Here is a 26,060-nt window from a genome sequence, read left to right as displayed (position 1 = left end):
CTCTACGCATTTCACCGCTACACATGGAATTCCACTTTCCTCTTCTGCACTCAAGTCTCCCAGTTTCCAATGACCCTCCACGGTTGAGCCGTGGGCTTTCACATCAGACTTAAGAAACCACCTGCGCGCGCTTTACGCCCAATAATTCCGGATAACGCTTGCCACCTACGTATTACCGCGGCTGCTGGCACGTAGTTAGCCGTGGCTTTCTGGTTAGGTACCGTCAAGGTGCCAGCTTATTCAACTAGCACTTGTTCTTCCCTAACAACAGAGTTTTACGACCCGAAAGCCTTCATCACTCACGCGGCGTTGCTCCGTCAGACTTTCGTCCATTGCGGAAGATTCCCTACTGCTGCCTCCCGTAGGAGTCTGGGCCGTGTCTCAGTCCCAGTGTGGCCGATCACCCTCTCAGGTCGGCTACGCATCGTTGCCTTGGTGAGCCGTTACCTCACCAACTAGCTAATGCGACGCGGGTCCATCCATAAGTGACAGCCGAAGCCGCCTTTCAATTTTGAACCATGCGGTTCAAAATGTTATCCGGTATTAGCCCCGGTTTCCCGGAGTTATCCCAGTCTTATGGGCAGGTTACCCACGTGTTACTCACCCGTCCGCCGCTAACTTCATAAGAGCAAGCTCTTAATCCATTCGCTCGACTTGCATGTATTAGGCACGCCGCCAGCGTTCATCCTGAGCCAGGATCAAACTCTCCAATAAAGTTAGTTTGTCTAGCATCTAAAATAAAAATTGACGTTTCACATTGTTTGTTTCGTTCAGTTTTCAAAGAACTTGTCCGCCGCTTCAGAAGCGACTTCATCATATTAACATCTTCATTTTTCGATGTCAACTAAGTTTTAAAATTTATTTTTTGTCGTTTTCTGCGTTTCCTCATCAGCGACGTTTATTAATATACCATCACAATTTTTAAATAACAAGTGTTTTTTTATAAAAATATAAAAAAATTATCTACCCTACTTTCTTATATAGAAATAACTATTATCCTCTCTACTAAAAATAGTTATTCTGATTGTATACTACTACACTTCATTCAACAAAATTGAATTTCACAATGCCTTCCCAAATTTTCATTCTCTTCTATATTAAGGTTTATAATAATTATCCTTCTATAAAATAACTATACAAATTAGCCGTAAGAAAAAATCCCATCTATATTAAACAGCCACTCGCGCGCATTATCCTCTTCCTTCTCATTCGAAAATTCCCCCTACAAATTAACAACATTCCAATCCTAATATAAACTTAAGGGCATTGTTAGAATTTTTTTACATTTAATTAATGAAAAATATCCATTTTTTGTTATATAGTAAGAAAGGACGCACTCAACTATAAATAAACCAATGGAGGAATTATTTTATGGATAGGTTAACAAAGTTTTCATTAAAAAACCGAGCTGCCATTATCATCATGATCTTTCTCATTTCCATACTCGGTGTTTATTCCGGCTCTAAATTACCTATGGAATTTTTACCAAGTATCGACAATCCGGCAATTACCGTCACAACCTTATCTCAAGGACTCGACGCTGAAACGATGACAAAGGATGTAACTGATCCTCTCGAAAAACAATTTCGCAATTTAGAACACGTCGACACCATTACTTCTTCTACATACGAAGGATTATCACGTATCGACATTGCGTATACATCAAAAGCAAACATGAAAGATGCAGCACGCGAAGTCGAAAAAGCCGTCAATACAATTAAATTACCTAAAGATGTAACCAAGCCCGTAGTTAGTCAATTAAACACTTCTATGATTCCACTCGCTCAAATTACTATCCAGAAACAAAACGGTTTTTCAAAAGCAGATGAAAAACAAATTGAAAAAGAAATCGTACCACAACTCGAAAACATTGATGGTGTTGCCAACGTTATGTTTTTCGGAAAATCCACCTCTGAATTATCTATCGTACTTGATCCGAACCAATTAAAAAACAAAAACGTAACATCACAGCAGGTACTAACTGTTTTACAAGGAAAAGAAACTTCTACTCCAGCTGGGGCAATTACTGTTAATCAGGAAGAATACAACCTCCGCGTCATTGGGGACATAAAAAATGTAAATGACATTAAAAACATCACTGTGGCACCCCAAGTGAAATTGCAAGACATTGCTCAAATTGAAATTAAACAACACTACGATACAATTTCACATATAAACGGAGAAGAAGGCACAGGATTAATCATCATGAAAGAACCGAGTAAAAATGCAGTTGCCATTGGAAAAGAGATTGATAAAAAAGTTAAAGAGATAGATAAGGAATATAAAGATCAATTTTCTATTAAACTTTTGGCTTCAACCCATGAACAAGTTGAAAATGCTGTTACTAGCATGGGAAAAGAAGTAATACTTGGAGCAATCGCTGCAACTCTAATTATCTTAATCTTTTTACGTAACTTCCGAACAACACTCATCGCTGTTGTCAGTATTCCATTATCTATTTTATTAACACTCTTTTTACTACATCAATCTAACATTACGCTTAACATTTTAACCCTCGGTGGTTTAGCTGTTGCGGTTGGACGTCTCGTCGATGATAGTATCGTTGTCATCGAGAATATTTTCCGCCGTTTACAAAAAGATTCTTTCTCTAAAGATATCATTCTCGATGCAACGAAAGAAGTCGCAGTCGCAATTACTTCTTCTACTTTAACAACGGTCGCTGTTTTTTTACCTATCGGCCTCGTATCAGGAGCAATCGGAAAATTAATGTTACCTATGGTATTAGCAGTTGTATATTCTATACTATCATCCTTAATCGTTGCACTAACAGTTGTTCCACTTATGGCTTTTTTACTACTCAAAAAAACAAAGCATCGAAAGCCAAGTTCTTCATCACGATATGTCGCTACATTAAAGTGGGCTCTTTCTCATAAATTCATTATTCTACTTACTTCATTTTTATTATTTGCAGGATCAATTGCGGCCTATATATTACTACCGAAAGCAAACATAAAATCTGAAGACGACACAATGTTATCTATTAACATGACATTTCCAGCCGATTATAATGCTGAATCTCAAAAACAAAAAGCATTTGATTTTGAAAAGAAATTACTTTCTAATTCGGATATAACAGACGTTATTTTACGAATGGGATCTAGCGCAGAAGATGCACAATGGGGGCAAACAACTAAAAATAACCTCGCTAGTATATTCGTAGTCTTTAAAAAAGGTTCTGATATTGATCAATATATTAAAGAGTTAAAAAAGGAAAATAAAACTTTTGAGCCTGCTGAACTTGATTATATAAAAACAAGTTATTCAAGCTCTGGCGGCGGCAATAACTTACAATTTAACGTAACAGCTACTAACGAAGCGGATTTAAAACAGGCGGCTACTATCGTTGAAACAAAACTAAAAAGCATGGATGATCTTTCTAAAGTAAAAACAAATTTAGAAGACTCTAAGAAAGAATGGCAAATTCATATTGATCAAACAAAGGCTGAACAACTAGGTTTAACACCAGAAATAGCTGCGCAACAAGTAGCATTCCTTATGAAGAAATCACCTATTGGCGAAATTACAATTAATAATGAAAAAACTACTATTATGATAGAACACAAAAAAGAAAACATTAATAAACAAGAAGATATTTTAAATACAAACATACTATCACCTATTAATGGCCCAATACCTTTAAAAGACATCGCAACTATTTCAGAAAAACAAACGCAAACAGAAATTTTCCATAAAGACGGAAAAGAAACAATCCAAATTACAGCCGAAGCTTCAAATGAAGATTTGAGTAAAGTAAACACAGCAGTAAATAAAGCGATAACTGACTTAGATTTACCTAGTGGTGCAAAAGTAAATATTGCAGGAGCTACTGAATCTATGCAAGAGAATTTTACAGATTTATTCAAAATTATGGGGATTGCAATAGGGATTGTATATTTAATTATGGTTATCACCTTCGGGCAAGCACGCGCTCCTTTTGCAATCCTATTCTCTTTACCGTTAGCTGCTGTCGGCGGTATTTTAGGATTAATCATTTCAGGAACACCTGTTGATGTAAATTCCTTGATCGGCGCATTAATGTTAATTGGGATTGTCGTTACAAACGCTATCGTATTAATAGAAAGAGTGCAACAGAATCGGGAACACGGAATGGAAACAAGGGAAGCCTTACTAGAAGCAGGATCTACTAGATTACGTCCAATTATTATGACAGCTATAACGACAATCGTCGCTATGCTCCCACTTCTATTTGGCCAATCCCAAGCAGGGAGTATGGTATCAAAAAGTTTAGCCGTCGTTGTCATCGGTGGTTTGGCAGTCTCAACTCTTCTTACATTAGTAGTTGTTCCAGTTATGTATGAACTATTAGATAAAATCGGGAGAAAAAGACGCTCCCGTAGAAAAATAAGCACTTCTACAGAAACACCTGATATTTAAAAGAAAAGGGTTATCTTCACGAATGAAGATAACCCTTTTTCTCTACCTACTCATATAATCCATCATTTTTTCCGCATACCGTTCTAGAGATTCACTAGAATCCACAATCTAAATTACATCTGTTCGTCTATATAATTAATCACAAATTCAACAATCGTTACGCCCTTTCCTTCTATAATTAAAATACAAAAGAACCCCCTATTTATAAGTAGAGAGTTCTTCTTTATAATTTATGCCGCTTTTACCTTTTTCGTCGTTTTACTTTTTCTTTTCGTTCCTGTAAAGCGCTTGTGTAATATAGATGCTACTAAGCGTGAAATAACATTGAATAGTAATACCATAATAATTAATACAGCTGCAGATTTTGTCGCAATTAACTTCGCATCCGGGATAATTCCTTCAGAATTTAACTTCCAAATGTGAACCGCTAACGTTTCAGCTGGTCTAAATGGATTTAAAGGATGAGCAGGACTTGAGAAGTCCGCTGCTGAATTTAAAATCGGAGATGTTAAACCCGCTGTATAAATTAATGCCGCTGCTTCACCAAATATACGACCCGCAGCTAAAATAACACCTGTAATGATTTGTGGTAATGACGACGGAATAATAATACGAGTGATCGTTTGCCACTTCGTTGCACCTAGCCCAAGACTTGCCTCTTTCACATTAGAAGGAACTTCTGAAATCGCATTTTCACAAACACGCGTTAAGCCCGGTAAGTTTAAAATAGTTAAAGCAAGGGCACCACCCATTACTGTATATCCCCAACCAGTCATTGTAACAAACACTAACAAACCGAATAAACCAACAACAATAGAAGGTAAAGATGCCATTGTCTCGATACATAAACGAACAAAGTTTAAAAAACGTCCTTGCTTTGCATACTCTGCTAAATATATTCCAGCACCTAATCCAAGAGGAATAGATATAATAAGCGTTATAACAAGCATATAGAAGGAATTGAATAACTGCGGACCAATCCCACCACCAGCTCTTGTATTGCTTGGTTCTCCAAACAAGAAATTAGGATCCCAAAAACCCCATCCCTTTTGTAAAATCTCAAACACTAAGAACACTAGCAAAGCTACAACTAAAGCTGCAATCGTATAAAAGATACCTGTCCAAACTTTATTTACCGTTCTTGCATTCATTATTATCGCTCACCTCTTTGCCCAATCGCTCGAATTACTAAAATAAACAGGAATGAAATAACAAGTAAAATCATTGCTAAAGTCCATAGCGCATTGTTCCAAGCAGTTCCGTTTAATGTATTTGTCATGTCCATTGTTAAAATACCCGTTAACGTCGCTGTCGGACTGTATATTCCTTCTGGTAATTTAATCGTATTCCCGATTACCATTTGAACCGCTAGCGCTTCGCCAAAAGCACGTGCTAAACCTAAAACAACACCTGTTAAAATCCCTTTCTTCGCAGCAGGAACAATTACTCGGCTAATCGCTTGCCATTTCGTTGACCCTAGACCATAAGAAGCTTCTAAATAATCAAATGGAACAGAACGTATTGCATCAGAAGCTATACTAGCAATAGTTGGCAAAATCATAATACTTAATACAACAATACCCGCAATTAAACTAAAGCCCACTCCCCCAAACGAATCACGTAATAGCGGCACTAAAATCGTAACCCCTAATAATCCGTATACAACCGAAGGAATACCAACTAATAATTCTAAAACAGGCTTCAATACTTTATTTCCAAACTTTGGCGAAATTAAATTCATGAATATAGCAAGAGCTATAGCAATTGGCGCACTAATAATGACCGCACCTAACGAAACCACCGTTGAACCTACAATGAAAATTAAAGCCCCGAAGGATCCTTGATCAGCATTTGGATTCCATTTTGTCGATGTTAACATCTCAGTAAATGAGATACCACTTTGTGTAAAAGATTGAATACCTTTACCACAAATAAACGCAATAATAGCTAATGTAATTAAAACAATAAAAATACCACAAAACGTAACAAGTGATCTTCCTATATATTCACTTTTTACGTAATTAATTTGTTTTTTCCCCTTCATCACAGGACAGACCCCACTTCATAAATTGAAATGAACAGGACTGGCCTTGCAGCCAGCCCCATAAATTTTATTACTTATTTAATTTAGACATTGGAATATAACCCATATCTTCTACTTGCTTTTCAAAATCTTTACCTTTTACATAGTCAATGTAAGCTTTTGTTGCTTCTTTTGCCTCACCTTTCGTTACCATGTACTCGTAAGACCAAAATGGATATTTACCAGACGCAATGTTTTCAACTTTCGGTTCAGCACCATCAATTTTTACTGTTTGTAGCGCACCTTTTTTCTCGCCGACCATGTAAGACATCGCTAAATAACTTACTGAACCTGGAGTAGAGTTAATTGCTTGTTCTACTGCACCGTTAGAATCTTGTGTAGTACCAGTTCCATCATTGATTTTCGCGTCTTTCATAATTGTTTTTTCAAATGTAGCACGTGTACCAGAAGAAGCTGGACGATTAATCACGTTGATTTTTTCATCTTTCCCACCTACTTCTTTCCAGTTTGTTACTTTTCCAGTGAAGATATCTTGTACTTGTTGTACTGTTAAGTTATCAACTTTTACATCTTTATTTACGACAAGTGCGAATGCAATACCCGCTACCTTGTTATCTACTAATTCTTTCGCCTTATTAGCATCTTTTATTTTATCTGCAGATGGAACATCTGAGTTACCAATTTGGACTGCACCAGAAGCTACTTGGTTAATTCCAGTTCCACTACCGCCACCTTGCACTTGAATAGAAACGTTTGAATTTTTCTCCATAAATTTCTTTCCGGCTTCCTCTGCAAGAGGTTGAAGTGCTGTAGAGCCTGCAGCTGCTATCGTACCTGACAATTCTTGTTTTGCATTATCGTTTCCTTTAGCATCTTTACCTGATGTCTCTTCTGCTTTTCCACATCCCACTAATGAACCCGCTACCACTAAAGCTGCTAAAGAAAATTTAATACCTTTTTTCATAACCATGTCTTGTACCCCCATTTGGATTATCACTTTTCGCATTTGTCTACTTCTTTCGAACACAAATTCATTGTAGGACAATAATATTATGTAAGTGTTAAGCAATTTTTAATTTTAAGTAAATGACGATAATAATCCTTAAAAACTAGGAATCCCAACATTTATAGTTAAAGAACCCAACAAAATCCACACCATTTAAGCTGTAATGTAAATTTATTCTTAACAATGTAAATCCAATGTAAATGTTTTTCTCTCTTTTTCCCTTTTAATTAAAGTTACATTTACAATTCCGCTGTATTTTGTAATTTTTACACACCTAATTTATGCACATTAAAAATAATTTCAGTAATATTTTTTAGTACAACTAAATAAATTGGAACAATTCTAAAATTAAATGAATATTTTTAAAGTACCAATTGACAGCATCATCCAATGTAGTCTACTATATTACTAACAAAAAGTTTACCTAAGGAAACTTTTTAAACTCAAACTAAAAATATAGAGATGAGGTAACTTTTATGGTATCGGCTAATATAAAACCACTTTCCGAATTTAAAATAGGAGAGTTTGTACAAATTGAGAAGATACAATTAGAAGGAACTATGAAACGACGCTTATTAGATTTGGGATTTATCCCGGGGGCGACGATTAAAGTATTGCAACGCAGTCCACTTGGAGATCCGGTCGCTTATCAAGTGAGCAACACAACTATTGCACTGCGTAAAGAAGAAAGCTCCCTTATTTTCGGGGTATTAATAGGAGATGATTTCAGATGAGCAAACATCGTATCGCTTTAGCTGGTAACCCGAATACAGGGAAAAGTACATTATTTAATACTTTAACAGGCTTAAAACAACATACTGGAAACTGGACGGGAAAAACTGTTTTAAAAGCTGAAGGAGAATATGAACATAACGGAAGTAATTATACATTAATAGATTTACCGGGAACTTACTCACTATACTCAAATTCCGCAGACGAAGAAGTAGCAAGGGATTATATTATATTTGAAAAACCAGAAGTAACTGTAGTTGTTATAGACGCAACTGCTATGGAAAGAAATTTAAATTTAGCACTCCAGGTGATGGAGATGACAAATAATGTAGTCATTTGCATTAACTTAATTGATGAAGCCGAGAAAAAAGGGATTGTTATCGATGAAAAGAAATTAGCAAAATCACTTGGTGTACCTGTCGTTAAAATTTCAGCACGTAACCGAGTAGGTATTGGTCATTTGCTAAATGTTATTGCAAGAGTAGCAAATAAAAAACTAATTCCAACACCAATTAAAATTACTTACAGCGAAAAAATTGAAAATATGATTCAGGAATTAGAACCACAAATTTATAAAGTGTTCGGTAATACGTATCCAGCACGTTGGATTGCGTTACGTATATTAGATGGAGATAAAAATTTCTTAACTACACTTCAAAAACACCATAATGAACCACTTGTAAGGGAGGTCGTAATTAATGGAATCTCACTCAGCCAGTAAAGCTCTTCCATTAGACTATATTATTCAACATGCACAAACACTTTCAAAAGAAGATATACGAGATGATATAGTCGGAGATATTTACCGAACATCTGCAAGCATATGTAAAGAATCTGTCCAATATACAAATACTGATAAATTATATCGTTCCGAAAAACTAGATAAAATTTTCACATCTCCAATCTGGGGATTCCCAATTATGCTCGGTATTTTATCTATTATTTTTTATCTTACAATTGCAGGCGCTAACGTACCATCTGATATGATTGCCGAATTCTTCGGATGGGCCGAAGGATATTTAACATCTTGGTTCCAAGCAGCGCATGCACCTGAATGGTTACATGGCATTTTAATACTTGGTTTGTTCCGTGGTATCGGTGCTGTTATTAGCGTTATGTTACCACCTATGGCAATCTTTTTCCCTATGTTCGCGCTATTAGAAAACTACGGATACTTACCACGTGTCGCGTTTAATATGGACCGCTTATTCAAACGATCCGGCGCACACGGGAAACAATCTTTAACAATGGCAATGGGATTTGGTTGTAATGCAGCAGCCATTATGTCAACACGTATCATTGAATCACCACGTGAACGCATGCTAGCAATTTTAACGAACAACTTCGTTCCTTGTAACGGTCGCTGGCCTATGTTAATTTTAATGGCTTCACTATTTATGGCTGCTGGTTATACAGGCAGTATGCAAACATTGGTTACTGCTGGCGTTGTAGTCGGAATGGTTGTAATTGGTGTTATTATGACATTAACTGTTTCTTGGGTACTATCAAAAACAGCATTAAAAGGGGTTCCAACTCACTACACACTTGAGTTACCTCCGTACCGCAAGCCAAAAGTTTGGAATACAATTGTTCGCGCAACACTCGATAAGTCAATCTATGTTTTAAAACGAGCTATAGTTGTTGCTGCCCCTGCGGCTGCATTAACTTGGTTACTTGCTAACATTTTTATCGGTGACACAAGCTTACTTATGTATTTTGTAAACTTCCTAGATCCATTTGCTAAAATGTTAGGACTTGACGGGTTTATTCTAGCTGCATTCATTCTTGGACTACCCGCTAATGAAATTGTAATCCCAATTTTATTAATGTCTTACTTATCAACTGGGGCTTTAACTGAAATAGATGATTTTAATCAAATTAAAAATCTATTCCTAGAAAATGGTTGGACTTGGTTAACAGCGTTAAACACAATGTTGTTCTCACTTCTTCATTTCCCGTGCGGAACAACACTTGTTAATATATACAAAGAAACAAAAAGTGCAAAATGGACATTCTTATCGTTTGCAATCCCTACCGTTATCGCCATTGTTGTTACATTCCTCTCTACACAATTGGTACATTGGTTAGGGCTTGTATAAAGCAAAGCATACATAGAAGGTATCCCCCTTCACATATGCTTTGCACGAAAGAAACCTGAAATTATTCAGGTTTCTTTTTTTGCACATCAGTATTCCACGGCTGTGCTCCATACGTTGTGAGTTTTTTATGAATAAAATATATAGTTCCTGGAAGAACTGCCATTAATATCGTGCAACTAATTCCTAATCCAGTAAACAACTTTCATCACCTTATTTCACTCTTTTCGGTAAAGCTGAACCTGAATGTTCAATTGTTGGATGAACATGAACAGTAATTTCAGCATTACTAAAGTAATTTTCGCCTTGATCCCAATTCTTACTTACCTTTTTCCACTCTTTATAATTATGTCGCTTATACACTTCCCCTAACTCTAGTACATCTACCTTATATTTTTTTTGAACAAGTTTAATTGATTTTTGAATACGCTTCTCCATTTCTTCCGATATATCCTTCTCTAAACGCTTTTCATTCAAAACCTTTTTATGATCACTAAAATGCAACTCAGCCAATGTGCCTTCCAGAGATAAATGAATATCAAACTTTGGTTTTGTAGCATTCGTTGTGGATACTTTAATTTTTCGACGTAACTTATGAATTTCATATGTAATAAGTTGATTCTTTTTACGGATGGTAAAAAAACCTCCAATTTTTTTACCTATTATATAATTCATCCCTACTGTTTCTTCCCCACTCAAATTGCCTACACACTTATTATCCTTTCCACGAAACAATGCTGCACCGTTCATTTGTACTCCTTGTTTTGTTAGTTCCAGAATAGGTAATACAAAACTTCGGTTAGAGATCATCTTTTCCTGCACCTCACCAATTCTTGCAGCCTCAATCATTTGGGCATTTTTCGGAGGGTGTTCAGCTAACATATCAATATACTGCGCCGGTAAATTTTCAGGCTTGGCACTTTGTTTTAAAATAGCTTCGGCATTTTTATTAGAAACGAACAAACGAATATTTCTTCTCATCTCATGATCGCGAATATATACATCTAACGTATTTTGTAAAATGTATGGATGTGAAAGTAATTCTTCAGAGAAAATAATCACCTGTATATGAGGGAAAAATAACGTACGACTAATTTTTTTAGCGATTATTCTTATTTGTTCAAATACACTATCTGCTTTTGCACTAACATTAATATAATTTTCGCTATCCCCACCCCCTTGTCCACCCTGTTGAGACAATTTACTGGGGAGTACCATCTGATAGGTCCCTTTCATAATTGGATTCGCTTTCTTCTCCTTCACGATATCGTAAGCCGCTCCTACTACAAATCCTCTTTCTTCTATCTCTTCTAACTCAGAACACCCACTCATAAATCCAGTTAAAGCCATAACCATTATAATTTTAAGAAGGTGTTTCATTTCCACCATTCCTTCTTTTTATTTTATATACAATTAAAACGAGCAAAGGTGCTAACACAACACACCCCATATCTATCCAAGCTAAATAAGTCCCATAACTTGATAAAGCATTCAAACTACTAGGTATCATATTCGCCATAAAAATAATTGGGGCACTTACGAAAATAAAAATATGTTTCTTCACTTTCGGAAACATAGCACAAAACAATAAAGATGCGACGTCATAATACATTGCTGTAGTGTTATAAATAGTAATAATCCAAGTCGTAAAAAAAATCGCATCAAACCTTTCTAAAAATCCTCCACCAATTTCAATTTCTTTCCCTAATTCAATTGTTGGATATGTCAATCCACGTGTTGTCATATACGTAAAAACACTAATACAAGTTACATAAATTAAAATGTATGACAGCACGTTTACCATCACCGCTTTCGCGACTGCCATTGGCGCTTTTTTCGCTGTCTTATCATTCAGCAACACCGCATAAAATAAAGCTACTTCAAATCCAATAAACGTAAAAATAGAATTTTTAACTCCAACAGCATATTGACTTACTTTCGTTTGAAAAGCTGGTAGTAAATTATTTATTTCCATTAAATTTATATTCAATAAAGAAAGAAGTACTATCGCAATTAAAACAATAGGCAAGAATAAAACATTTAACCTTAATAAGGCTGCTCTTGATCCTGCTATTCCATAAATAACAACTAATAAGAAGAAAAAAGACAGTAGTTGTATTGGTGTATCACTAAATAAATACGTTTGAGAAATAACTGAAATCATTCGCGATTCATACGCTGTCAAAGCAGCAAACGTTAATACTAAAATGCTACTAATTGTGTATGCAACAGGCTTCGTCAAATGCGCACTCGTATATTGAACAAAATTTTGTTTCGGAAATAAGATAGCCACTCTCGTCACAAACCAACCTAAAACTGCACAGATCAATCCACCCAAAAGCAAAATAATCCAACCGTCCGAAAATAAAGTTTGGTTAGCAATATCTCTTGGCATAGACAATGCCCCTATACCAATAATGGTCGATGATACCGCAAACCCAATTTCCCGAGATCCAATCTCTTCATCGCCATACTCAAATGGTTTCAATTATTTTCGCTCCTTTGGACGTATTGTAGAATCTTTTGTTTGTAAGTACTCCGGTCTATCTTTCAACATCGCTTTTGGTATGCGAATAAATTCTTCTTTCCAATCTTTATAAAATGCAGGAGCAATGGGAGTTGTATACGGTATACCAACACTTGTTAAATTTGTAATATGAATAGCAAGTGCGATCAGAGCTAGAATAATCCCATACAGTCCAAAAGCCGTTGCAGCTAATACAAAGACGAAAAGTAAAATTCGGAACGTAATCGTAATACTATATACAGGAAGCGAAAACGTAGCAATCGCAGTAACTGCAATAATAATAACTAAAAACGGATTTACAATCCCTGCATTTACCGCAGCTTCTCCAATTACAAGACCTCCTACAATCCCTATCGTTTGCCCCATCGGTTTCGGCAATCGGATTCCAGCTTCTCGTATTAATTCCATAGTCAAGGCCATCATTAATGTTTCAATATATGCAGGAAACGGAACACCTTCCCTCGCACCTGCAATTGAATAAGCCAATTTAGAAGGAATAAGTCCTTGATGATAAGATACAAGTGCTACATACATAGCTGGTAACAAAACCGCAATTATGCCTGAGCCCATACGTAAAAATCTTAATAACGTTCCAATCACCCAGCGCTCGTAATGATCTTCTACAGATTGAAAAATATCAACAAAGACAAGTGGTGCAATAAGAGCAAACGGGGATCCGTCTACTAAAATGGCCGCCTTCCCTTTCGCTAATGAGGCTATAATATTATCAGGCCTCTCTGTATTCAAAAACTGTGGAAATGGGGATAAATTATTATCCTGAATTAATTGTTCAATCGTACCTGTTTCCAAAACGACATCTGTCACTATTGATTGAAGACGGCGATCTAACTCTTTTACAATGTTAGGATTAATAATATCTTCTATATATACTAGGGTTACTTCTTTCTGCGATCGCTTCCCCATAATATAAGATTGGAACCTCAACTTTGGATCGCGTAAGCTGCGTCGGATTAACATTTTATTCACATTAATATCTTCATTTAATCCAACTCTCGGTCCGCGTATTAAATCTTCTGTCACTGGTGGTTCTAAACTTCGCTTCTCCCAAGCCCTACTATTAATAATGATAGCAGTTTGAATATTATCAATTAATATAACTGTATCTCCCGCTAAAATCGCATTTATAATATCCGGAAATGTTGTCTTCTTACCCACTTCCGCAATAGAAATAAAACGATCCAATAACGTCTGAACGACAGCCGCTTCATTTTGCACTTCTTCATATTGAAGAGTACGAACTACATATTTATAAACATTATCCTTGTCTGTTAACCCACATAAAAACACAACCGCACAACGTGTAAAACTCCCAGCAAGAGCAACTTCTCTAATTGTTAAATCATTAGGTGAACCTAACTCATCCCTAATTTCTTTCATAACTTCAAATAAGTTACCTTCAAGCTCTAACAATTTCCCCACCTAACTTCCTTTTCAACAAGTTTTTAGTTAGATTCCGCTAATTGAAGAAAATATATACAAAAAAGAGCTATCTCTTTTCAAAGATAGCTCTAATAAAGTAAAACTTTAATCAACCCTCACCAATCGGGCTTTTACAGGCAGCAGGGCCCCCACCTAACTTCTTTGCTTCCGCTGAATTTTGAGGTGGGGGTCTTACTGCTTGTTAATGCGGGATAAACGAATTACTTTTCCACTATTATAGTGTTTTTCTTTATAAATACACCTTTTGTAAATCCACTGACTACAAACATCACAATTATATTAATTAACAATGCGACTATACCTACATTCAAATCTTTTATATACTGCGGGAAACTCGGAAACATCGTGGCTATAGTTGAACCAGATAAGGTAATATATGCGACCACTAATAGCCCAACTCCCATTCCTGCAATAGCTCCTTGCTTCGTAATAATTTGACGTGGAAACAAACTACATACAAGTGCAGGGAAAAGTTGTGTAACGATACTGTATCCCATTAATAGAAGCGCTCCTATCGTTTCTCCTCCTTTAAATGTAAATAAAACTGCCACGAGCGTTACTACAGGCACAAATAATTTTGCCATCTTAGCAACTTGTCTATCTGAAGCAGATGGAACTATCGTTCGATAAATATTTTTCGCTAACAATGTAGAAGCCGCCATAACAAGCATCGAACCCGGAACCAATGCCGTTAATACTCCCGCACTACCAATAATTCCAATAAACCAAGGGTCAAACGTTTGAAGAGCAAGTCTGAACAATGAAAGGTCTACATCCCCTCCTTTTAATCCCGGAACCTGTAATATAGCAGCAAATCCTGCAAAAAATACGAAAAGTAAAACTAAAGAATACAATGGCATAATTGCTGCATTTTTACGAAATACTTTTTCATTTTTTGCAGAAAAAGCAGAAGCAAATGTATGAGGCCACATATAGAAACCGAGGGCCGTTAATATAATAGTAGAAACAAACCAAGAAATACTCATTCCTTCTTCAGGTAAAGATAAAAATCCCGGTTTCGCTGCCTCTACAGCCTCAAACATCGGCTGAAATCCTCCATAATAATGATACGGTAAATATATACCTAAAAACATAACGATAAACAGTATCATAATATCCTTCAAAGCGGCCGTCCAAGCCGAACCATGTATACCTGAAACCATTACATATATAGTTATAACAATAGCACCAATCCAAACCGCAACAACAGGTGACACCCTTCCGTAAGAAGCTTCTGAAACGATAATTCCCAGTCCTTTTAACTGTAAAACAAGATATGGGATGATGGAAACAACACCAACAATTGAAACAATAATCCCAAGCGCTTTACTTCTATATTTCTTCGCAAAAAAATCCGACTGTGAAACAAGGTTATGCTCTTTCGCATACTTCCAAATCGGTGGCAATAAAAAATACGATAAAAGATAAGCTAAAGCGCCATAGCCTAAAATATAAAAGGTAGGTGCTCCTTTACTATACGCCCAGCCACTTCCTCCCAAAAATGTAAACGTCGTATAAATTTCACCTGCCATAAGGAGAAAAACAAAAATAGTGCCAAACCCTCTTCCCCCAACTGACCATTGCTCTAAATTCATATCTTTTCCATGTTGTGCCCGAATCCCTAAAAATAGTGCGAGAAACAAAAATAAAATAATGATAAGTAATGCAGTCATTTTACATCCTCCTTATTAGCAGGATCAAACACGTACACAAGCCCCATACAAAAAGATGTAATAAACACTGATAATAATACCCAAAATAATAAAAATGGCATCCCTAATACGTAAGGAGTAACTGAATTCGCAAATATTGGCCCAACTACTAAACAAAGAACTGGGATAAGCGCTAGAATGTGTATTTTCTTCATCTCATTCTCCTTTACTTATAAATTTCATAATGGCTGATACAAAGACTTCCACTCCAATCGGTAATGCATCTTCGTCAATCGTAAAACGAGGGTGATGGTGAGGATATATAATACCTTTCTCTTTATTTCCCGCTCCGATAAAAAAGAATGTCCCCGGTGCCTTTTGTAAAAATGCTGAAAAATCTTCTCCAGCCATCGTCGGCTGTAAACGAACAACTCTATCCCTTCCATAAAGTTGTAAGGCCGTTTGTTCAATAAGCTCTGTAGCTTCATAGTCATTTACAACTGGTCGATACCCATATTCATATGAAAATGTATATTTCGCTCCGTAAGATTCCGTAATATGCTTCACAATCCGCTCAATCTTCTTCTCTGTTTCACCTCGTAATTCATGTCTTAAACTTCTCACTGTCCCTTCAATCTCGGCTTGCTCTGGTATTACATTATGAGTTGTCCCCGCATGAAATTGCGTAACAGATATTACGAGAGAATCTAATGGATTCGTGAGGCGAGATACAATTTGCTGAAGTTGCGAAACGACTTGTGTTCCGATTGCAATACTATCCACCGTTTCATGAGGGATTCCAGCATGTCCACCTTTTCCCTCTATCTTAATTTTAAAAACATCCGGTGCAGCCATTGCAGGACCATAAATAACACCTATTTTCCCAACCTCTAACGACGCCCAAAGGTGAGCACCAATAATATAATCCACACCCTCCATTACACCTGCAGCAACCATCTCCTCTGCACCACCAGGAAAATTCTCTTCAGCATGTTGGAATAGAAAACGAATCTCCCCTTTAATCTTCTCTCTTTCTTCTACTAACTTATATACAACCCCAAGTAATATCGCTATATGTCCATCATGACCACATGCATGCATTACACCTTTATATGTAGAAATAAAATCAAACTCATTTTCTTCATGAATAGGAAGAGCATCCATATCGGCGCGAATCGCAACTGTTTTGCCCGGATGTTTACCTACTAACTTTGCCATCACACTATATTTAGTCGGCCGTGACACTTCTAAACATGGAAATTTCCGAAGTATATCGAACACAAACTGCGATGTTTTTTCTTCTTGAAAAGATAACTCTGGATACTTATGAAAATGCCTTCTCCACTCAACTAACTGATTTTTTAACAAAACAAGTTCCTTTGCAACATCCATTTCTCTTCTCCCCTTCTTCACCAAGTTAAATGTTATTATAACGTGAATTGTTAACTTTTAAAAGAATGTTCTGAATTTTCAGTGATGATAAACTAAAAAGAAAAAGCCATCCAAAAGATGACTTTTTCATTATTATAAAATAGTAATTGCTTGTTTTCCCATTTGCTCCCAAGCTTTCTCAAATTCTGCTCGCGGAACAGCCAAACGTGGATTATTTTTAAGAGGATCATTTACATATACAAAGTTTTGATCATATCCAATTACTACTGCACTATGCTCATAATATGTAATTTTCACTTCGCCTGAACTCGTATTCCATGTTTCAAAACTACTTTCAGCTAGCGGCTTAAACGTCGTATTAATAATGACCCATACCGGAGAGCCTGAACTAATTACTTTATATATATCTTGCATGTCTCTACCTGTTAAATTAATTACTTTTTCAGGAACATATTTTTCTGCTAAATCAAAGATTGGTTTATTGTACACACCATATCCAGGCTCTGCCTTTGTATAAATATTTCCCACAAATCCCTCGTAAGGATTTCCACGCAAACCATTTTGTTCAAATGGAACACGATGAATTTCGCTAGCAAGTTGCATCTTATCTACTTGTACACCTTTATATTGCAGCAACATAGCTAAACTTGTCACTTCACATCCTCGAGGTAATTCTGGTAATTGTTTAATAAACGGAACATCTTCAATCATAGCTGCTTCTTTCATTTCAGATAGAAATTCTAGGCGTAGAACTTGCGCCTTTTGCATGATTTTATCTTTCCCTATAAAAAACGCAGCAGCAATTATAATCCCAAAAACAAAAAGATATTTTAACTTTTTCATTATAAACAAAACTCCATTAATTATTATTTTACAGACACAACTCTTATCATTGTACCCTTCTTCTTACTAGTTTGCTAGAAAGATCATGTGAATTATCGCTCATAGAATGAATTATAAAAATTCTAATTATTTTTAATAAAAAGAAAAATGAATATACATTTCCAGAATATTTTGCTAAAATCAAAATTGTTAACATAGTGAAGATATCACCATGTTAACAAACATTCTTAGAGTATTTAGTCATAGTTCTTTTTTTACATACTCCATTCATTTCATAGCAAATAAACCGAGTGTGTGTTGCATCCCCCACTAATGATTAAAAACTCAGAATAAAACGAAGTTCACACATTCAAGAAAATACGGGGTGAGGGCATATGAATCAACAAATTGAACAAACAGATTTAAAACGAACAATGAAAAGTAGACACCTATTTATGATTGCACTCGGCGGTGTTATCGGAACCGGGCTATTTATGGGATCTGGTCAAATTGTCCATAATGCCGGACCTGGTGGTGCTATTCTTGCATTTTTAGTCGGTGGATTTGTTATGTATTTAACGATGTTATGTCTTGGTGAATTATCCGTTGCTATGCCAGAAGCAGGTTCATTCCAAAGTTATGCAAGCAAATTCATTTCACCTGGTTTTGGATTTGTTGTCGGTTGGATGTATTGGTTAAATTGGGCTGTTACAGTTGGCGTAGAGTTAACAACTGTAAGTATTTTAATGAAACGCTGGTTTCCAGACGTTTCTTCATGGATTTGGTGCGTTACATTTGCAGCGGCACTCTTCCTCGTCAACGCTTTATCAGCAAAAGCATATGCAGAAGCAGAGTTTTGGTTCGCAAGTGTAAAAGTCGCAACAATTGTTATTTTCATCGTACTTGGCGGCGCTGTTATGTTCGGTCTACTAGACTTTAATGGAAAGCCAGCTCCAATGCTTCATAATTTCACTGAAAATGGCGGGCTATTTCCAAATGGTGCATTAGCTGTTCTTCTTACGATGATTACAGTAAATTACTCCTTCCAAGGAACAGAATTAATTGGAATCGCTTCAGGCGAAAGTGAAAATCCTGAAAAAACAATTCCAAAAGCAATTAAAAACACAATTTGGCGAACTCTCTTCTTCTTCGTCTTAGCGATATCAGTTGTTGTAGGTTTACTCCCATGGCAAGAGGCTAATCTAGTCGAAAGTCCCTTTGTACTTGTATTTGATGTAGCCGGTGTCCCATATGCAGCAGACATTATGAACTTTGTTATTATTACAGCTGTATTATCCGTTGCTAACTCTGGTCTATACGCAAATTCTCGTATGCTGTGGGCGATGGCAAAACAAGGAATGGCAAGTCCAGCATTTACGAAATTAACTAAAAAAGGTGTACCGCTAAATGCATTAATTTTCAGCCTAATTTTCGCTAGCCTGTCCTTACTAACAAGTGTATTTGCGGCAGATACTGTCTTTCTAGTTTTAACATCTATTGCAGCAATGGCTGCCGTTGTAGTTTGGATGTCAATCGCCGCTTCACAGTTTTTCTTCCGTAGAAATTTCGTGAAAAATGGTGGCGACATAAATGATTTAAAATATCGTACACCGCTCTATCCACTCGTTCCAATCGTAGCGTTCTCGCTCAATTTCATTACATTTGTTAGTTTGGCTTTCATTCCAGATCAAAGAATTGCTCTTTATTGCGGCGTTCCATTTATGATTATTTGTTACATTTTATACCAAGTTAAATATAAAAAAATTGTCACACTTGAACAGCCACGAACTGTCACACGAGAAATAAACTAAATATACAAAATATTCAGCTATCTTTCTTATCATAAGATAGCTTTTTTCTATTTCTTGGATATCCTGGTATAACTTTATTTATCTTAAAATTTTCACAATCACGTTTTTCTCTGGAAAATAGTTTACAATGTAATCAAGTTACAAATGATATTCACCTTAAAAAGTGTGCATTTGTGTCTATTTTTTAACAATATATCAAAAACTATTGCCTTCTATAAATTAATAGGTTTATATTGTTTTATTGGCATAGTTTCAATCCAAGGAGAAAGGAGATTTTCAATCGTGCAACTAAAGAAAGCGTTTTGGAAGTTGGCTTCGCTTCTTCCGTTATCATTACTTCTGTTCCTCGGTGGCTGTGATAAAAAACTCGCAGTATTAAATCCGCAAGGACCTGTTGCAAAAGCACAGTATGATTTAATTGTTTGGTCATTCTTGCTTATGTCATTAATTATCGCAATTGTATTCATTCTGTTTACAGTCATCTTGATTCGTTATCGTGAAAAACCAGAGAATATGGACTATGAGCCACCTGAACAACACGGTAACACATTACTAGAAATTATTTGGACGCTTGTTCCTGTTATTATCGTTATCGCATTATCGATTCCAACAGTAAAAGCAACTTATGCTTCGGAAGAGGTTCCGAAAGAGTCCAAACATATTAAACCAGTTGAAATTTATGTTACATCTGCAAACTGGAAATGGTTATTCAGTTACCCAGAGGAAAAAATTGAAACCGTTAACTATTTAAACATCCCAGCTGGTGTACCAATTCAATTCAAACTGACTTCTGTCGGCCCAATGAATGCTTTCTGGGTACCAGAACTTGGTGGTATGAAGTACACAATGGATGGCATGATTATGGATCTTTATTTACAAGCTGATAAGCCAGGTTCTTACCTAGGCCGTAGTGCGAACTTCTCTGGTGAAGGATTCACACACATGGAGTTCGAAGTTGAAGCAAAAACTAAAGAGAAATATGACAAGTGGGTTAAAGAAGTACAAGAAACTGCTCCTAAACTAACAGAAGCTAAGTACAACGAAATTGTTAAACCTGGTGTAGTTGGTCGTATGACATTCTCTAGTCACCACTTAAGTTATGTAGATCCAAAATCACTTGAATATTGTGATTACAACTACTACAAAAACAAAAAATAATAGCTATTATTCCAACAGATTGGAGTGAACACAGTGAAGCTTGATGAATTCTTTGTCACAGGTGACCCGATTATTTACGGTGCAGACGCTTCTATCGTTCTTGTGACATTAGCAATCATTTTCGTACTAACAAAGTATAAAAAATGGAAATGGCTTTGGGACGAATGGTTAACAACTGTTGACCATAAAAAAATCGGAGCTATGTATATTATTTCTGCGGTTATCATGTTATTCCGTGGTGGTATGGATGGTTTAATGATCCGTGCACAATTAACATTCCCAGAAACAACTTATTTAAACGCTGAACACTATAACGGGATCTTTACAACACATGGTACAGTAATGATTCTTTTCATGGCAATGCCATTCGTTATGGGATTAATGAACCTTGTAGTACCATTACAAATTGGTGCTCGTGACGTTGCATATCCGTTCTTAAATGCTTTAAGTTTCTGGTTATTCTTTGTCGGAGCAATGTTATTCAACATCGCTTTCGTAATTGGTGGTTCTCCAGACGCTGGGTGGACTTCTTACTTCCCAATGGCAGGTACAGAGTTTACTTCGGGCGTAGGAAATAACTACTACGCAATTGCATTACAGATTTCAGGTCTCGGTACGCTAATGACCGGTATTAACTTCCTTGTTACTATCTTAAAAATGCGTACACCTGGTATGACTTTAATGAGAATGCCAATGTTTACTTGGTCAATCTTAATTACAACAATTATCATTATTTTCGCTTTCCCAGTATTAACAGTTGCTCTTGCATTAATGACATTTGACCGTCTATTCGATGCTCACTTCTTTACGATGGCGAGCGGCGGTATGCCGATGTTATGGGCCAACCTGTTCTGGGTATGGGGTCACCCTGAAGTATATATCGTTATTTTACCGGCATTCGGTATTTTCTCTGAAATCATTAGTACATTCTCACGTAAGCGTCTATTCGGTTACAGTGCGATGGTATACTCAATGGTTGCAATTTCTTTACTAAGTTTCGTCGTATGGCTTCACCACTTCTTCACGATGGGTGCAGGTCCAGCGGTTAACTCATTCTTCTCGATTTCGACAATGGCGATTTCGATTCCAACCGGGGTTAAGATCTTTAACTGGTTGTTTACACTGTATAAAGGACGTATTCGTTTTACAGTTCCAATGCTTTGGTCATTGGCATTTATTCCAAACTTCGTAGTCGGTGGGGTTACAGGGGTTATGCTTGGAATGGCAGCAGCTGATTATCAATACCATAACAGCTACTTCCTAATCGCTCACTTCCACTACGTATTAATCGCAGGTACAGTATTCGCTATGCTTGCTGGATTCACATTCTGGTATCCAAAAATGACTGGTCATATGTTAAATGAACGCCTAGGTAAATGGACATTCTGGATCTTTATGAGCGGATTCAACATCTGTTTCTTCCCAATGTACTTCTTAGGTTTAGACGGTATGACTCGTCGTATGTACACTTACTCTGAAAGTCTTGGATGGGGATGGCTAAACCAAATCGCATCTGTTGGTGCGGTAATGATGGGTATCGGCTTCCTACTTCTTTGCTACAACGTAATTTGGAGTGCACGTCACGGTGAACGTGACACAACTGGAGATCCATGGGATGGTCGTACACTTGAATGGGCAACTCACTCTCCTGTACAACATTACAACTTCGCGAAGCTTCCTGAAATTAAAGAAGCTGATGCTTTCTGGTACATGAAAAAACGCGGAGAAACAGTTACACCAGCAGCAGAAGATATCAAACCAATTCACATGCCAAGTAACTCTGGTGTGCCTATTATTGCGTCTGGATTCTTCGGTCTTGCAGGTTTCGCATTAGTATTTAGCTGGTTCTGGCTTGCAGCAATCGGTGGAGTTGGTATTTTAGCTTGCTTAATCTATCGTTCATTCGATTATGATGAAGGTTACTATATCAGTGTTGATGAAATTAAAAAAACAGAACATATAGCATGAGAGGTGAAATGACATGGCGGCTTTAGATAAAAGCTTACCTTTGGAATATCAATCCGAACAAAGCAGATTGAATATCCTAGGATTCTGGATTTTTCTTGGGGCTGAAATTATGCTGTTCGCAACACTTTTCGCCTCTTATCTAGTCCTTGCTGGTCGTACGGCAGATGGCCCAACACCAGCGCAACTGTTTGAACTTAAAACGCTTTTAATTCAAACATTACTACTTTTAACAAGTAGTTTCACATGTGGTATCGTAATTCACGAAATGCGTAAGCACAACCAAAAAGCGATGCTTGGATGGTTCGTCCTTACATTACTTTTAGGTGCAGGTTTCCTATTCTTCGAGATTGAAGAATTCATTATGTATATTGGTGAAGGTGCAACAATTCAAACAAGTGCCTTCTTATCTGGATTCTTCGTTCTTCTTGGAACGCATGGAGCCCACGTAACAGGCGGTATCATTTGGGCAATTTGTGTTATTATCCAAATTTTAAAACGAGGTTTAACACCAGTTACAGCTCGTAAAGTATTTATTATCAGCTTATACTGGCATTTCCTCGATCTTGTTTGGGTCTTTATTTACACACTAGTTTACTTGAACGGGATGGTGGCGTAAATGGGTCAAAATAACAACCAAGCAAACGGACATGCGCATAGCGGATTCCCTTGGTCACACGTTTTCGGATTTATTTTATCGCTTGCACTAACGTTTCTAGCGTTATACGTGGCACTTTACACAACATTGCCACTTTCAACAGTCCTAACAACTATTATCATAATGGCTGTTGCGCAAGCGTTGTTACAATTAATTATGTTCATGCATTTAAAAGAAGGAGAAGGAAGAGTTCAAATTCTTACAATGATATACAGTTTCTTCGTTGCAACTGCAACAGTTGGTTTAACTGTATGGATCTTCTTCTCAATGTAATGTACATGAAAAAGACTGCTGAGATTCCTCAGCAGTCTTTTTTTATCCCCCCCTATTACATCCACATTACGGAATTAACAGCATAATCATGAAAAATATACTTATTATGACAAATGTTAAGAAAAGTCTTTCTTTATGAAATCGAATCCATATGCGTTGCTTTTCTACCTATTATATGGCTAAATAGGTACTATATTTATTTGAAGGGAGAGAACGCAATGGAACATCATACTTCTGTTCTATCACTTATGGTTGTCGTTGCAATCGCGTTTTTCGTTCCCCTTTTGTTACAACGCTTTAAATTAAAAGCACTTCCTGTGGTCGTTGCAGAAATTATTGCAGGAATCTTTGTAGGTAAAAGTGGGTTTAATATTATTGAGCCAGATATATGGCTTCAAGTTTTATCAACATTAGGATTTATCTTCCTTATGTTCTTAAGCGGTTTAGAAATTGATTTTTCTATCTTTAAACAAAAAGGGAAAAAGAATACGACAAACGAGCCAAATACATTTCAAGCAGCAAGCATTATCTTCTTATTTATTTTCATCTTGTCTTATGCCCTATCATTACTATTCGTATGGCTAGGATTTGTAGATAATGCAATGTTCATGACTTTAATTATTTCAACTATTTCTTTAGGTGTTGTTGTACCAACATTAAAAGAGAACAACCTAGGAAAAACTGCAATCGGACAAATCATTTTATTAGTTGCTGTTATTGCAGACTTAGTTACAATGATTTTACTCGCTGTTTTTGTCGGATTAAATTCCGAAAGCGGTCAGAGTATGTGGCTCTTACTTATTCTATTCGGTGCCGGTATTGTCATTTACTTTATTGCAAAACGCTTTAAAAACATTCCATACTTAGATAGTTTAAAAGCTGGTAGTGTACAAATTGATACACGAGCTGTTTTTGCACTCATTTTAATCTTAGTTGGGTTATCGGAATCTGTTGGAGCAGAAAATATTTTAGGCGCCTTCTTAGCAGGTGTACTTGTATCGTTATTATCACCAAATGAAGATATGGTGGAAAAACTTGATTCTATCGGCTATGGTTTCTTCATCCCTATTTTCTTCGTAATGGTTGGTGTAAATCTAGAGGTGTGGTCTATTTTCAAAGAACCTTCTAGCATGCTCATGATTCCAATCTTAATTGTAGGACTCTTTATTTCGAAACTCTTACCATCACTCGTCTTAAGAAAATGGTATCCACGTAATATCGTACTTGGAAGTGCAATCTTATTAACATCGACACTTTCTCTAGTTATTGCGGCTGCACAAATTGGTGAAAAACTGGAGATCATCAGTCCAAGTTTATCTGCCTCTCTTATTTTAAGCGCAGTTATTACTTGTATTTTTGCACCTATATTGTTTAAAAAAATGTTCCCAAAAGTAGAAACACCAAAACCAAAAGTAGCTATTATTGGCGCGAGCAGAATTACCCTTCCGTTATCACTAGATTTAAAACGAGAAGATTATGACGTAACGCTATATATGATGCGTCAAAACAAAATAAATGATGAAGAAGCGAAATCACATGACTTCCCTATCGTGAAATTAGATGACATCACAATCGCATCATTAACTGAACAAACAGCATTTGATGCAGATCGCGTCGTTGTTGCAACAAGCGATGATGAACAAAACTTATTATTGGCAGAACATGCAAAAGAGCTAGGTGTTGAACATGTTATTGCAAGTGTAGAAGATCCACTTCTACAAGAAAAAGCAACGCAAGAACATATCGCTGTATTCTCAACAATTAACTCTACACGTATTTTATTACGTGCACTTATTGATAAACCTAGTCTCGTTCGCTTAATTACAACAGCAAACGAAACAGTACGTGAAGTTGAACTGCGCAGCAATAAATATAACGGCGTTGCGCTTCGCCGCCTCCCGTTTTTAGGTGATGTACTTGTCATTCAAATCTACCGCGGTAACAAAGCATTAATACCACATGGTGATACAAGACTACAACACGGTGACACATTACTTGTAACAGGTTCAAAAGAACATATTGATACACTAAAAAACATATTAGAGTA

At 36.5% G+C, this 26,060-nt stretch carries 21 protein-coding genes and 1 rRNA gene; 10 read left to right on the top strand and 12 right to left on the bottom strand.

The window, feature by feature from the left end; genetic code table 11:
- Positions 1 to 714: ribosomal RNA gene (locus HMPREF1014_RS26645) — 16S ribosomal RNA — on the bottom strand; the annotation flags it as partial.
- Positions 715 to 1,371: 657 nt separating this feature from the next.
- Here HMPREF1014_RS26645 and HMPREF1014_RS26640 point away from each other — a divergent pair.
- Positions 1,372 to 4,416: an efflux RND transporter permease subunit gene (locus tag HMPREF1014_RS26640; RefSeq protein WP_000375539.1), complete on the top strand. Its 3,045-nt coding sequence runs from the start codon at positions 1,372 to 1,374 to the stop codon at positions 4,414 to 4,416.
- A 230-nt stretch (positions 4,417 to 4,646) separates the two neighbouring features.
- On the opposite strand, the gene pstA is transcribed toward HMPREF1014_RS26640, so the two are convergent.
- The 3 genes from pstA to HMPREF1014_RS26625 form a co-directional block, all read right to left on the bottom strand.
- Positions 4,647 to 5,567 carry a phosphate ABC transporter permease PstA gene (pstA, locus tag HMPREF1014_RS26635; RefSeq protein ID WP_000994155.1) on the bottom strand — a complete coding sequence of 307 codons (921 nt, stop codon included), beginning with the start codon at positions 5,565 to 5,567 and terminating at the stop codon, positions 4,647 to 4,649.
- Between the two features lie 2 nt (positions 5,568 to 5,569).
- Positions 5,570 to 6,460, bottom strand: a complete 891-nt coding sequence (gene pstC / locus HMPREF1014_RS26630; RefSeq protein WP_000676676.1) for a phosphate ABC transporter permease subunit PstC — start codon at positions 6,458 to 6,460, stop codon at positions 5,570 to 5,572.
- Between the two features lie 70 nt (positions 6,461 to 6,530).
- Positions 6,531 to 7,430: a phosphate ABC transporter substrate-binding protein PstS gene (locus HMPREF1014_RS26625; protein WP_000245116.1), complete on the bottom strand. Its 900-nt coding sequence runs from the start codon at positions 7,428 to 7,430 to the stop codon at positions 6,531 to 6,533.
- 512 nt (positions 7,431 to 7,942) lie between these two features.
- On the opposite strand from HMPREF1014_RS26625, the gene HMPREF1014_RS26620 reads away from it, so the two are divergent.
- The 3 genes from HMPREF1014_RS26620 to HMPREF1014_RS26610 are packed head-to-tail and all read left to right on the top strand — an operon-like array spanning position 7,943 to position 10,297.
- The gene (locus tag HMPREF1014_RS26620) at positions 7,943 to 8,200 is read left to right on the top strand and encodes a FeoA family protein (protein ID WP_000252982.1); all 258 of its coding nucleotides are present in this window, start codon (positions 7,943 to 7,945) and stop codon (positions 8,198 to 8,200) included.
- A complete protein-coding gene (locus HMPREF1014_RS26615) occupies positions 8,197 to 8,919 on the top strand; it encodes a FeoB small GTPase domain-containing protein (protein ID WP_000033869.1) in 723 nt (240 codons plus the stop codon). Before HMPREF1014_RS26620 ends, HMPREF1014_RS26615 begins: the two co-directional genes overlap by 4 nt.
- A complete protein-coding gene (locus HMPREF1014_RS26610; RefSeq protein WP_000443602.1) occupies positions 8,897 to 10,297 on the top strand; it encodes a nucleoside recognition domain-containing protein in 1,401 nt (466 codons plus the stop codon). The genes HMPREF1014_RS26615 and HMPREF1014_RS26610 overlap by 23 nt, the downstream gene beginning before the upstream one ends.
- Positions 10,298 to 10,358: 61 nt before the next feature.
- Here the strand turns inward: HMPREF1014_RS26610 and HMPREF1014_RS31770 are convergent, their stop codons facing one another.
- The 8 genes from HMPREF1014_RS31770 to HMPREF1014_RS26570 all read right to left on the bottom strand — a co-directional run bounded on the left by HMPREF1014_RS31770 (position 10,359) and on the right by HMPREF1014_RS26570 (position 18,169).
- Entirely contained in the window at positions 10,359 to 10,496 is a 138-nt protein-coding gene (locus HMPREF1014_RS31770; RefSeq protein ID WP_000493997.1) for a hypothetical protein, read from the bottom strand.
- 11 nt (positions 10,497 to 10,507) lie between these two features.
- On the bottom strand, positions 10,508 to 11,674 hold the full coding sequence (gene gerLC / locus HMPREF1014_RS26600; protein ID WP_000681631.1) for a spore germination protein GerLC: 1,167 nt from the start codon (positions 11,672 to 11,674) through the stop codon (positions 10,508 to 10,510).
- Positions 11,658 to 12,782, bottom strand: coding sequence for a spore germination protein GerLB (gerLB, locus tag HMPREF1014_RS26595; RefSeq protein ID WP_000802004.1), 1,125 nt, complete (start codon positions 12,780 to 12,782; stop codon positions 11,658 to 11,660). Before gerLB ends, gerLC begins: the two co-directional genes overlap by 17 nt.
- Positions 12,783 to 14,261, bottom strand: a complete 1,479-nt coding sequence (gerLA, locus tag HMPREF1014_RS26590) for a spore germination protein GerLA (protein ID WP_142238230.1) — start codon at positions 14,259 to 14,261, stop codon at positions 12,783 to 12,785.
- 221 nt (positions 14,262 to 14,482) lie between these two features.
- On the bottom strand, positions 14,483 to 15,955 hold the full coding sequence (locus tag HMPREF1014_RS26585) for a sodium:solute symporter family protein (RefSeq protein ID WP_000125934.1): 1,473 nt from the start codon (positions 15,953 to 15,955) through the stop codon (positions 14,483 to 14,485).
- Positions 15,952 to 16,149, bottom strand: a complete 198-nt coding sequence (locus HMPREF1014_RS26580; RefSeq protein ID WP_000719833.1) for a DUF3311 domain-containing protein — start codon at positions 16,147 to 16,149, stop codon at positions 15,952 to 15,954. The genes HMPREF1014_RS26585 and HMPREF1014_RS26580 overlap by 4 nt, the downstream gene beginning before the upstream one ends.
- A 1-nt stretch (position 16,150) precedes the next feature.
- Positions 16,151 to 17,326 carry an amidohydrolase gene (locus tag HMPREF1014_RS26575; protein WP_000382089.1) on the bottom strand — a complete coding sequence of 392 codons (1,176 nt, stop codon included), beginning with the start codon at positions 17,324 to 17,326 and terminating at the stop codon, positions 16,151 to 16,153.
- Positions 17,327 to 17,458: 132 nt separating this feature from the next.
- Positions 17,459 to 18,169, bottom strand: a complete 711-nt coding sequence (locus tag HMPREF1014_RS26570) for a C39 family peptidase (RefSeq protein WP_000734482.1) — start codon at positions 18,167 to 18,169, stop codon at positions 17,459 to 17,461.
- Positions 18,170 to 18,543: 374 nt separating this feature from the next.
- On the opposite strand from HMPREF1014_RS26570, the gene HMPREF1014_RS26565 reads away from it, so the two are divergent.
- From HMPREF1014_RS26565 to HMPREF1014_RS26540, 6 genes are all read left to right on the top strand, one after another.
- The gene (locus HMPREF1014_RS26565) at positions 18,544 to 19,959 is read left to right on the top strand and encodes an amino acid permease (RefSeq protein WP_001075752.1); all 1,416 of its coding nucleotides are present in this window, start codon (positions 18,544 to 18,546) and stop codon (positions 19,957 to 19,959) included.
- Positions 19,960 to 20,241: 282 nt separating this feature from the next.
- Complete coding sequence (locus tag HMPREF1014_RS26560; RefSeq protein WP_001176165.1) at positions 20,242 to 21,117, top strand: cytochrome aa3 quinol oxidase subunit II; 876 nt, start codon at positions 20,242 to 20,244, stop codon at positions 21,115 to 21,117.
- Positions 21,118 to 21,150: 33 nt separating this feature from the next.
- Complete coding sequence (gene qoxB / locus HMPREF1014_RS26555) at positions 21,151 to 23,085, top strand: cytochrome aa3 quinol oxidase subunit I (RefSeq protein ID WP_000762367.1); 1,935 nt, start codon at positions 21,151 to 21,153, stop codon at positions 23,083 to 23,085.
- Between the two features lie 13 nt (positions 23,086 to 23,098).
- A complete protein-coding gene (qoxC, locus tag HMPREF1014_RS26550; RefSeq protein WP_000729317.1) occupies positions 23,099 to 23,701 on the top strand; it encodes a cytochrome aa3 quinol oxidase subunit III in 603 nt (200 codons plus the stop codon).
- Positions 23,702 to 24,013 carry a cytochrome aa3 quinol oxidase subunit IV gene (gene qoxD, locus HMPREF1014_RS26545; protein ID WP_000531386.1) on the top strand — a complete coding sequence of 104 codons (312 nt, stop codon included), beginning with the start codon at positions 23,702 to 23,704 and terminating at the stop codon, positions 24,011 to 24,013.
- A 218-nt stretch (positions 24,014 to 24,231) separates the two neighbouring features.
- Positions 24,232 to 26,060, top strand: a 1,829-nt coding sequence (locus HMPREF1014_RS26540) for a monovalent cation:proton antiporter family protein (RefSeq protein WP_000399960.1), incomplete at its 3' end; no start/stop codon positions are given.

It is taken from the genome of Bacillus sp. 7_6_55CFAA_CT2 (assembly GCF_000238655.1).
Taxonomy (GTDB): Bacteria; Bacillota; Bacilli; order Bacillales; family Bacillaceae_G; genus Bacillus_A; species Bacillus_A cereus.
The sequence above is the reverse complement of the archived record's forward strand: the minus strand, read 5'-3'. Positions and strand labels throughout refer to the sequence as shown.

Bases quoted from the DNA above. Each gene is read 5' to 3' on its own strand.
- HMPREF1014_RS26640 (WP_000375539.1), top strand. From the start codon at position 1,372: ATGGATAGGTTAACAAAGTTTTCATTAAAAAACCGAGCTGCCATTATC.
- pstA (WP_000994155.1), bottom strand. From the start codon at position 5,567: ATGAATGCAAGAACGGTAAATAAAGTTTGGACAGGTATCTTTTATACG.
- pstC (WP_000676676.1), bottom strand. From the start codon at position 6,460: ATGAAGGGGAAAAAACAAATTAATTACGTAAAAAGTGAATATATAGGA.
- HMPREF1014_RS26625 (WP_000245116.1), bottom strand. From the start codon at position 7,430: ATGGTTATGAAAAAAGGTATTAAATTTTCTTTAGCAGCTTTAGTGGTA.
- HMPREF1014_RS26620 (WP_000252982.1), top strand. From the start codon at position 7,943: ATGGTATCGGCTAATATAAAACCACTTTCCGAATTTAAAATAGGAGAG.
- HMPREF1014_RS26615 (WP_000033869.1), top strand. From the start codon at position 8,197: ATGAGCAAACATCGTATCGCTTTAGCTGGTAACCCGAATACAGGGAAA.
- HMPREF1014_RS26610 (WP_000443602.1), top strand. From the start codon at position 8,897: ATGGAATCTCACTCAGCCAGTAAAGCTCTTCCATTAGACTATATTATT.
- gerLC (WP_000681631.1), bottom strand. From the start codon at position 11,674: ATGAAACACCTTCTTAAAATTATAATGGTTATGGCTTTAACTGGATTT.
- HMPREF1014_RS26585 (WP_000125934.1), bottom strand. From the start codon at position 15,955: ATGACTGCATTACTTATCATTATTTTATTTTTGTTTCTCGCACTATTT.
- HMPREF1014_RS26580 (WP_000719833.1), bottom strand. From the start codon at position 16,149: ATGAAGAAAATACACATTCTAGCGCTTATCCCAGTTCTTTGTTTAGTA.
- HMPREF1014_RS26575 (WP_000382089.1), bottom strand. From the start codon at position 17,326: ATGGATGTTGCAAAGGAACTTGTTTTGTTAAAAAATCAGTTAGTTGAG.
- HMPREF1014_RS26570 (WP_000734482.1), bottom strand. From the start codon at position 18,169: ATGAAAAAGTTAAAATATCTTTTTGTTTTTGGGATTATAATTGCTGCT.
- HMPREF1014_RS26565 (WP_001075752.1), top strand. From the start codon at position 18,544: ATGAATCAACAAATTGAACAAACAGATTTAAAACGAACAATGAAAAGT.
- qoxC (WP_000729317.1), top strand. From the start codon at position 23,099: ATGGCGGCTTTAGATAAAAGCTTACCTTTGGAATATCAATCCGAACAA.
- qoxD (WP_000531386.1), top strand. From the start codon at position 23,702: ATGGGTCAAAATAACAACCAAGCAAACGGACATGCGCATAGCGGATTC.